Source organism: Bordetella tumbae, assembly GCF_965139195.1.
Classification (GTDB): Bacteria; Pseudomonadota; Gammaproteobacteria; order Burkholderiales; family Burkholderiaceae_B; genus Bordetella_A; species Bordetella_A tumbae.
Window position 1 is genome coordinate 23,245 of record NZ_CBCSJH010000054.1, and the last position, 6,308, is coordinate 29,552.

At 60.6% G+C, this 6,308-nt stretch carries 8 protein-coding genes; 6 read left to right on the top strand and 2 right to left on the bottom strand.

The annotated features are described in order from the left end of the window. Complete coding sequence (locus ACNA0J_RS27905) at positions 1-876, top strand: carbohydrate ABC transporter permease (RefSeq protein ID WP_415822197.1); 876 nt, start codon at positions 1-3, stop codon at positions 874-876. Further along, positions 873-1,673 carry a carbohydrate ABC transporter permease gene (locus tag ACNA0J_RS27910; RefSeq protein WP_415822198.1) on the top strand — a complete coding sequence of 267 codons (801 nt, stop codon included), beginning with the start codon at positions 873-875 and terminating at the stop codon, positions 1,671-1,673. The genes ACNA0J_RS27905 and ACNA0J_RS27910 overlap by 4 nt, the downstream gene beginning before the upstream one ends. Before the next feature lie 40 nt (positions 1,674-1,713). Here ACNA0J_RS27910 and ACNA0J_RS27915 read toward each other — a convergent pair whose 3' ends face one another. Further along, positions 1,714-2,031 (bottom strand): hypothetical protein, encoded by a 318-nt coding sequence (locus ACNA0J_RS27915; RefSeq protein ID WP_415804774.1) that lies wholly within the window; start codon positions 2,029-2,031, stop codon positions 1,714-1,716. Between the two features lie 19 nt (positions 2,032-2,050). Continuing rightward, positions 2,051-2,404 (bottom strand): DUF1840 domain-containing protein, encoded by a 354-nt coding sequence (locus ACNA0J_RS27920; RefSeq protein WP_415822200.1) that lies wholly within the window; start codon positions 2,402-2,404, stop codon positions 2,051-2,053. A 173-nt stretch (positions 2,405-2,577) separates the two neighbouring features. Between ACNA0J_RS27920 and ACNA0J_RS27925 the strand changes: the two genes are divergently transcribed. The 4 genes from ACNA0J_RS27925 (at position 2,578) to ACNA0J_RS27940 (ending at position 6,048) form a co-directional block, all read left to right on the top strand. Beyond that, on the top strand, positions 2,578-2,868 hold the full coding sequence (locus tag ACNA0J_RS27925) for a CCDC90 family protein (RefSeq protein ID WP_415822201.1): 291 nt from the start codon (positions 2,578-2,580) through the stop codon (positions 2,866-2,868). A gap of 8 nt (positions 2,869-2,876) precedes the next feature. Then, the gene (gene argS, locus ACNA0J_RS27930) at positions 2,877-4,559 is read left to right on the top strand and encodes an arginine--tRNA ligase (RefSeq protein ID WP_415822202.1); all 1,683 of its coding nucleotides are present in this window, start codon (positions 2,877-2,879) and stop codon (positions 4,557-4,559) included. Positions 4,560-4,567: 8 nt separating this feature from the next. After that, the gene (locus ACNA0J_RS27935) at positions 4,568-5,281 is read left to right on the top strand and encodes an SPOR domain-containing protein (protein WP_415822203.1); all 714 of its coding nucleotides are present in this window, start codon (positions 4,568-4,570) and stop codon (positions 5,279-5,281) included. 137 nt (positions 5,282-5,418) lie between these two features. Beyond that, positions 5,419-6,048 carry a thiol:disulfide interchange protein DsbA/DsbL gene (locus ACNA0J_RS27940; protein ID WP_415822205.1) on the top strand — a complete coding sequence of 210 codons (630 nt, stop codon included), beginning with the start codon at positions 5,419-5,421 and terminating at the stop codon, positions 6,046-6,048. Positions 6,049-6,308 lie beyond the last annotated feature (260 nt).

A 6,308-nucleotide genomic window follows, 5' to 3' on the forward strand; every position in this document is an offset into this window, starting at 1 on the left:
ATGAACAAGTCCATGCAAGCTGTCTACGGTTGGCTGCTGCTGCTGCCGGCGATCGTATTGCTGGCCGCGTTCACGCACTATCCTGCGCTGGCTACGTTGTGGCACAGCTTTTTCTCGACCCCGCGGGGCAGCCGTCCCGCACGCTTCGTGGGGCTCGAGAACTACGCATTGATGCGCGATGATCCGGTGTTCTGGCAATCGCTGTGGAACAACTTGTGGTTTGCCTTGGGTACTATTCCCACATCGATCGCGATTGCGCTCATCATGGCCTTGTGGGTCAATCGCAATCTGGCGGGGCGCGGCTTTCTGCGCATGGCGTACTTCACACCCACGGTCCTGCCGATGGTGGCCGTGGCCAATATCTGGTTGTTTTTCTATACCCCGCAGTACGGCTTGATCGCGCAGGTGCTGCAGATGTTTGGCACGTCCGGTCCGAACTGGCTCGGTAGCCGTGATACCGCACTGCCGGCGTTGATGGTCGTGACGATCTGGAAAGAGGCCGGCTTTTTCATGATTTTTTACCTGGCCGCATTGCAGACGGTATCGCCGTCGCTGCGTGAAGCGGCACTGCTGGAGGGCGCATCGCGTTGGCAATATTTCCGCCGCGTGCTGTGGCCGCTGCTGATGCCCACAACGCTATTCGTGCTGGTCAATGCGCTGATCAACGCATTCCGGCTGGTGGATCATGTGGTCGTCATGACACGGGGCGGCCCCGATAATGCCAGCACCCTGTTGCTGTACTACATCTACCAAGTGGGTTTCAGTTTCTGGGACACCTCGTATGCCGCCACGCTGACCGTCGTGTTGTTGCTGATCCTGGCCATCACCGCATTGGTGAAGTTCCGCTGGCTCGATAGAAAGACGCACTACCAATGACCCACAAACTCGACACTCTGGGTGCCTGGCTGCTGGGCCTGCTGTGGATTTTGCCGCTGGCCTATGCCGTCTGGGCAGCGTTTCATCCGCCGGCCTATGCCACGCGTTTCGATCTGTTGGCGCCGCTGACGCTGGAAAACTTCAGCCGCGCCTGGCATGCCGCACCGTTTCCACAGTATTTCCTGAATACCTTTTTGTTGGTCACCATGGTGTTGGCGGCGCAGTTGGTGTTGTCCACACTGGCCGGCTATGCCTTTGCGCGCTTTGAATTCCGCGGCCGCGATGTGGCGTTCATGCTGGTGCTGCTGCAACTGATGATCATGCCCGATGTGTTGCTGGTGGAGAACTACCGCTCGATGAGTCTGTTGGGCGTGCGCGATACGGTATTCGCGGTGGGCTTGCCGTATTTTGCCTCGGCGTTCGGCATTTTTTTGCTGCGGCAGACGTTCAAGACCGTGCCGCGCGAGCTGGAAGAGGCCGCACGCGTCGAAGGCGCCGGGCCGCTGCAGATCCTGATGAAAGTCTATGTGCCCCTGGCCAAGCCGATTTATGTCGCGTATGGGCTGGTGTCGGTCAGCCACCACTGGAATAATTTCCTGTGGCCGTTGATCATCACCAATTCGGTGGAGTCTCGGCCGCTGACGGTGGGATTGCAGGTGTTTTCGTCCACGGACCAAGGCATCGACTGGTCCGTGATCACGGCAGCGACTTTGTTGTCTGCCGCGCCCCTGCTGATCGCGTTTTTGCTATTCCAGCGGCAATTCGTGCAGTCGTTTATGCGGGCAGGAATCCGTTAGCGCGGCAACGAAGCCAAACGCGGCCACCGAGACTATCAATTTAATAGCCGACCGACAGCCCCGGCAGGTCCACGATGACGCGGGGCTTGTCCAAGGCCAACGCGGCATGCTGAGCGAATTCCTGACTTTCCTTGGCGTCGGAGGTCAGGATTTCATACCCCAGGGCATCGGCCACGCCCATGATCTTGTCTAGTAGCAGCACCTTGCCACTGGGGCGCAGCGGTTCGCATCCGAGGGTATCCCAGGCCGCCTCGAACCAATCCCGCGCATCGCTGGCGGCTTGCGCAGAGGGCTCAACATCGACGGACAGATTGACCGTACGACGGGTATCGAAAATGACTGTCACATCGCTGCGCATGGCGCCCTCCATCCGTCCCTCACCAACCCTTGGTGGCTTCCCAGGTGACATCCTCGCCATCGGCCAGCGAACGGCGCATCATGTCCACCAAGGGGAACGCGCGCTGGTGCAAGTCCACGTGCTGAGCCATGGCGGGTACCGATTTTTCCTCGTCTTCGTCGGCAGCGTTCGCCTTTGAAGGGTGAACGCGCTCCTCGGCCTTGATGGCCGCCTCGATACCCGCAATGGCGGCAGGCAACTGCTCGACCGTAAAAACGCCACGCTCGGGAACCTGATCTCCAATCGACTTGCCCGCTGCACGCAGCAATGGCGCGGCATTGGGCGACAACATCAGGACTTCAGCGACGGTTTTAGAGTGAAATTTGATAAGCATGTTGCAGATTTCCACAATGGACATTTCCATACACTACCGCAATGTAGCGCACACTGCCACTGGCAAGATACATAGTACGGATTTCCCGCCTTGAGCCTGAGGGCAAGACAGACCGCTACATTGCCGTTACAAGGGAAATCCAGCCAAATCACGCTATGATCTAGGAAATTCCCGTGAATGCCATGGTTTTTGATACGCATAATTTCGTCAAACGACTGACCGCCGAAGGTATGCCCATCGGGCAGGCTGAAGTTTTGGCCGACGAGCAGGCGCGCCTTATCGATACGCGCCTGGTCACTCAAGCCGATCTTGCCCAAATTGTCACCAAGGAAGATTTATCCAGCAATGTAACTGGCATAAAAATCGAACTGGCGGCGCTCAAGGCCGATGTGACCTTTCTGAAATGGGCATCCGGCTTGGTGTTGGCGGGCATCTCGTCACTGATACTTAAAACTTTCTTCTGATTTCTCTCATGCTCCCTGAGCAACAACAACAACTCATTTCGCTGATTCAGGCTGCTGTCGCGCGCTGCCTGCCCGATGCCCAAGCCCAGGTGCTGCTGGAGCGTCCCAAAGTCGCCGCGCACGGCGATGTCGCGACCAATGTCGCCATGCAGCTGGCCAAGCCCGCCCGCCGTAATCCGCGCGAATTGGCTCAAGGGATCGTCGATGCCCTGATGACCGAAACCCCGGCGCGAGCACTCATCGAAAGCGCCGAGATCGCAGGTCCCGGGTTCATCAATTTCCGCATCACCGCAGCCGCCCGGCAAGCCGTGATCCAGGCGGTAGCCGAGCAGGGCGAGGCCTTTGGCCGCGCACCTCGCAATGGCGAAAAAGTCCTGGTCGAATTCGTCTCGGCCAACCCGACAGGCCCCCTGCACGTAGGCCACGCTCGCCAGGCAGCGCTGGGCGACGCCATTTGCCGCTTGTACGAAGCCACCGGCCTGGACGTCACGCGGGAGTTCTACTACAACGACGCCGGCAACCAGATCCAGAACCTAGCCATCAGCGTACAGGCGCGCGCCCGCGGCATTGCCCCCGACTCGCCCGATTACCCCGCCGACGGCTACAAGGGCGACTATATCGTCGAGATCGCCCAGGATTTCGTCGCCGGCAAAACGGTAACCGCCGATGACCAGGCAGTCACCGCCACGGGCAACGTCGACAGCCTCGATGACATCCGCGTGTTCGCCGTTGCGTATCTGCGCCGTGAACAGGATTTGGACCTGCAAGCGTTCGGCCTGGCTTTCGACAACTACTATCTCGAAAGCTCGCTGTATACGTCTGGCCGGGTCGAGCAGACCGTCCAGGCCCTGATCGCCAAAGGCCATACCTACGAAGAAGGCGGCGCCCTGTGGCTGCGCACGACCGAGCTGGGTACGGGCGACGACAAAGACCGCGTCATGCGCAAAAGCGAAGGCGGCTATACGTACTTCGTCCCCGATGTGGCCTACCACAAGGCCAAATGGGAGCGCGGGTTTCATCGCGCCGTCAACATCCAGGGCAGCGATCACCACGGTACGGTAGCGCGCGTGCGCGCCGGCCTGCAGGCCCTCGAAGAAGGCATCCCGAAAGACTACCCGTCGTATGTGCTGCACAAGATGGTCAAGGTCATGCGAGGCGGCGAAGAGGTCAAGATCTCCAAGCGCGCCGGCAGCTATGTCACCCTGCGCGACCTGATCGACTGGGTGGGCCGCGATGCAGTGCGCTATTTCCTGATTCAGCGCCGCGCCGATACCGAATTCGTTTTCGATATCGATCTAGCGCTGTCCAAGAGCGACGAAAACCCGGTTTACTACATCCAATACGCCCACGCCCGCATCTGCTCGATGATCACGAATGCGGACGCCGACGACGCCAAGATCGCGCAGGCCGACGTGGCACTGCTGACCGCGCCCTCGGAATTCGCGCTGATGCAACGTCTGGCCGGGTTCCCCCAGGTCGTAGCGCTCGCTGCACAGGAACTCTCGCCCCATCACATCGCGTTCTGGCTGCGTGATTGTGCCTCTGACTTCCACGCCTGGTATAACGCCGAACGTGTCCTGGTCGACGATGAGTCTCTCAAATTAGCCCGTCTGCGTCTGGCCGCCACCACCCGGCAGGTCCTGGCCAACGGGCTGGCGCTGCTGGGCGTGTCGGCCCCGCAACGAATGTAAGCAGTTTCATGGCAACCAAACGCAAATCAACTTCCCGTCAGCCCCAACAACGCGGCAGCACCATGTACGGTGCGCTGGCCGGATTGCTCATCGGCCTCATCATCGCGGCCATCGTGGCGTTCTACGTCACCAAGGCCCCGATGCCCTTTGTGGACCGCGCCACACGCGATCCCGACCGGACCGAGCAGCCCGATCCGCGCCTGGCCCCGGATCCCAATCTGGGACTGTATGGACGTGATGGCGCCGCAGGCATACCGCCCAGCGGCCCGACGGCCACGGCGCCTGCGCCCTTGCCCAATTTGCAGCCAGCTATCCCGACGCCTACGCCTGACACACCCGCAAGCAAGCCGTCAGACGAGCTAGGCGCGTTGATTGCCACGTTGCCGCCCAGTGGGGCCCAAGCGCCCGCTGCAGCACCGGCACCGGCCCCCGCGGCCACGCAAAAACGCCCGGCGACGGCCCCTGCCACGGCCCCCGCTACAGCCACATCCAGCGGCAAGTATTTCCTGCAGGCGGGTGCCTACCAGGGGGCAGCGGATGCCGAGGCGGTCAAAGCCCGCATCTTGTTGTTAGGCCTGCCTGTGGCCGTGCAACGTGCCGAGGTCAATGGCAAACAGATCAACCGCGTACGTGTCGGCCCCTTTGCCCGGCTGGACGACATGAATCGCGCCCGAGGCCGTTTAGGCGAAAACAAGATCGAAACAGCCGTGGTGCGGCAATAGTGAGCGTCATGTGACGCATCACTTGGCGCCGACAGTCGAACCCACCGGCCGTTGCACCTGGTAACGCCCGGAACTTATCTCCGGTACGATTGGTCTGTCACCGTAACTAGTAACTTATTTACTCAGGAATACGCACGATGCAGTTCTCCATGCTCACCCGCTTTGCCGCCGCCGCCGCGCTGGCCGCCACCACCTTGTTCGCCCCCGCCAGCCAGGCACAAAGCAGCCAGCAGTATGTGGCCGTCAATCCGCCGCTGCCGTCTGACACCCCGGGCAAAATCGAAGTCCTGGAGTTCTTTGCCTATACCTGCCCTCACTGCGCCACGATGGAACCCATGGTCGAGAGCTGGGCCAAGACCAAGCCGGACGATGTCGTGCTCAAGCAAGTTCCCATCGCCTTTAACGCCAGCATGAAGCCGCTGCAGCAGCTGTACTACACGCTGCAAACGCTGAATCGCCCCGACCTGCACACCAAGGTGTTCACGGCCATGCACGTCGAGCGCAAGCGCCTGTTCGACAAGAAAGCCATGGGCGACTGGGCGGCCGAGCAGGGTGTCGATCGTGCCCAGTTCGATTCGGTTTTCGATTCGTTCAGTGTGCAGACCCAAGTACAACGCGCCGATCAATTGGCTCAGGAATACAAGATCGACGGCACGCCGACCTTCAGCGTGGGCGGCAAGTTCATCACCTCGCCCAGCCTGGCCGGCAACAGCTACGAAGGCGCGATCCAAGAGATCGATCGCTTGATCCCGATGGCGCGCAAGTAAGTACGCGACCAAACCGCCTGAATCATCAGGCGGTTTTTTTGTTGCCGGGCCGCCCCAAGATAAAAACGCCCCCTTGGGGGGCAGCAAGCCGAAGGCGCAGCGTGGGGGCATTTTTTATCGCTGTTGGTGTGGTGGGCGTTTGCTGCTCTTGATTGTCTCTATGAAGGCGTCCCTGTCGCGTGCCTGGGCGTGGCGCCGGGCCTATCGCACGGACTCGGCCCATGACCAGGGGCCTCGGTCCGCTGCGCGGACTAAATCCG